At 48.3% G+C, this 2,164-nt stretch carries 2 protein-coding genes and 1 pseudogene; all 3 read right to left on the reverse strand.

The genetic code is table 11. The annotated features are described in order from the left end of the window. Positions 1-1,298 (reverse strand): NAD(P)(+) transhydrogenase (Re/Si-specific) subunit beta (locus B7Y67_RS15915; protein WP_293599470.1); only part of this gene is annotated, 1,298 nt, incomplete at its 3' end. Positions 1,299-1,330: 32 nt separating this feature from the next. Next, positions 1,331-1,669 carry a proton-translocating transhydrogenase family protein gene (locus tag B7Y67_RS15920; RefSeq protein WP_011903634.1) on the reverse strand — a complete coding sequence of 113 codons (339 nt, stop codon included), beginning with the start codon at positions 1,667-1,669 and terminating at the stop codon, positions 1,331-1,333. A 24-nt stretch (positions 1,670-1,693) separates the two neighbouring features. Beyond that, a pseudogene (locus tag B7Y67_RS15925) lies at positions 1,694-2,164 on the reverse strand (NAD(P)(+) transhydrogenase (Re/Si-specific) subunit alpha); the annotation flags it as partial.

The raw sequence follows: 2,164 nt of genomic DNA on the forward strand, positions 1-2,164 counted from the left end.
ATGTAGAAGAGTTCGTTATCAAGGCCAGCATAACCTGCAGCCATGGAGCGCTTGTTTACGATGATCGTTTTAGCTTTGAATGCTTCCAAGATCGGCATACCGAAGATTGGACTACCTGGTGTACGAGCGGCAGGATTCACCACATCGTTTGCACCAAGAACTAAGACCACATCGGCCTGACCAAAGTCGCTGTTAATGTCTTCCATTTCGAATACTTGATCGTATGGAACTTCTGCTTCAGCTAAGAGAACGTTCATATGACCAGGCATACGGCCTGCCACTGGGTGAATCGCATACTTCACGGTCACGCCATGGTGAGTCAATTTCTCTGTTAATTCTTTCAGGGCGTGCTGGGCGCGGGCAACTGCTAAGCCGTAACCAGGAACAATCACCACAGTATCAGCATTTTCCATAAGGAAGGCGGCATCTTCTGGGGAGCCAGTTTTGTAGTTCTTTGGGCCCCCATCATCGGCGCCACCGGCAGAGGCTTCAGCGCCAAAACCACCAAGCAATACCGCCAAGATGGATCGGTTCATTGCCTTACACATGATGTAAGACAGAATCGCACCAGATGAGCCTACGCAAGCACCAGCGATGATCAAAACAGGATTATTTAATGTGAAACCAATACCAGCCGCAGCCCAACCAGAGTAGCTGTTCAGCATCGATACCACCACTGGCATATCGGCACCACCGATTGGGATGATCAATGTCACGCCCAATACCAAGGCAATGGCACACATCACCAAGAATGCTTCGTGGCTACCTGTCATGAAATACATGACACCGCCACCAACCATGCCAATTGCGAGGGCGAGGTTTAGTAAATGTTGTCCAGCAAAGGTCACTGGCTTACCGCTAACCTTGCCGGAAAGTTTTCCGAACGCGATGATTGAGGCAGTAAAGGTGATTGCCCCAATAAAGGCGCCAATAAAGAGTTCAATCTTTTGCGCGCCAGTATGGTCATGGGCTGGGTTGTATACCGCTGCGATGGCAATCAATACAGCCGACAAGCCAACAAAAGAGTGCATGAGTGCTACGAGCTCAGGCATCTTGGTCATCTGCACACGCTTAGCAGCAATGGTTCCGATGATGGCACCACCAACAATCGCGCCAATAATCAATGAGAAGACTGGCTTAAAGTCAGGAATCATGAAGGTGGTAATGACGGCAAGAAGCATACCGATCATACCGAAGGTGTTGCCTTGACGTGAAGTTGTCGGCGAGGACAATCCACGCAGAGCGAGGATGAATAATACCGATGAAATGAGATAGGAAATCGCGGTTATGTTTGACATTATTTTGGTCTCTATAAGATCTTGTTCTAGTTTTATTTAGTTCCGGCCGCATCAGCCTTAGGAGCTTTTTTCTTGAACATCTCCAGCATGCGACGGGTGACCATAAAGCCACCAAAAATATTGATTGAGGCTAAGAAAACTGCTACCGCACCAATGATGCTGGTGAGAGTAATTTCATCGCCACCAATCACTTCGGTTTGCAGGAGGGCGCCAACAATAATGATTCCAGAAATGGCGTTAGTAACCGCCATGAGTGGGGTGTGGAGTGCAGGGGTAACGTTCCAAACCACGTGATAGCCAACAAAAATGGCCAATACAAACACGGTGATGTTTTGGACTGTGAGGATGCTTTGAAAAGCAGCGAGATCCATGATGTTTCCTTTGAATGATTGCTATTAGTTTTTACGAATGGCTTGGCCATCACGACACATGAGACAGGCAGTAACGATATCGTCATCGCTTGGGATAACTAACTTAGCTTCTGCGTCAACAATTAGCTTCATGAAGTCGAGCAAGTTGCGCGCATACAAGGCAGAAGCATCTGCCGCTACCATGCTAGCGAGATTGGTGTAACCAATAATCTTCACACCGTTTTTTTCAACAATCTTGTCAGCTTCTGTCAAAGGGCAATTACCTGAACCGTTATCGCCGCGACCAGCAGCTAGGTCGATCACGATAGAGCCGGGTTTCATATTGGCAACGGTATCGCTGTGCAACAAGACTGGTGGCTTACGACCCGGAATTAATGCAGTAGTAATCACGATGTCAGCTTGTTGAGCGCGTTCAGCAACGAGTGCTGCCTGACGCTTCATCCAAGCTTCTGGCATTGGGCGAGCATAACCACCAACACCTTGAGCGATTTCACG

The organism is Polynucleobacter sp. 35-46-11 (assembly GCF_002281105.1).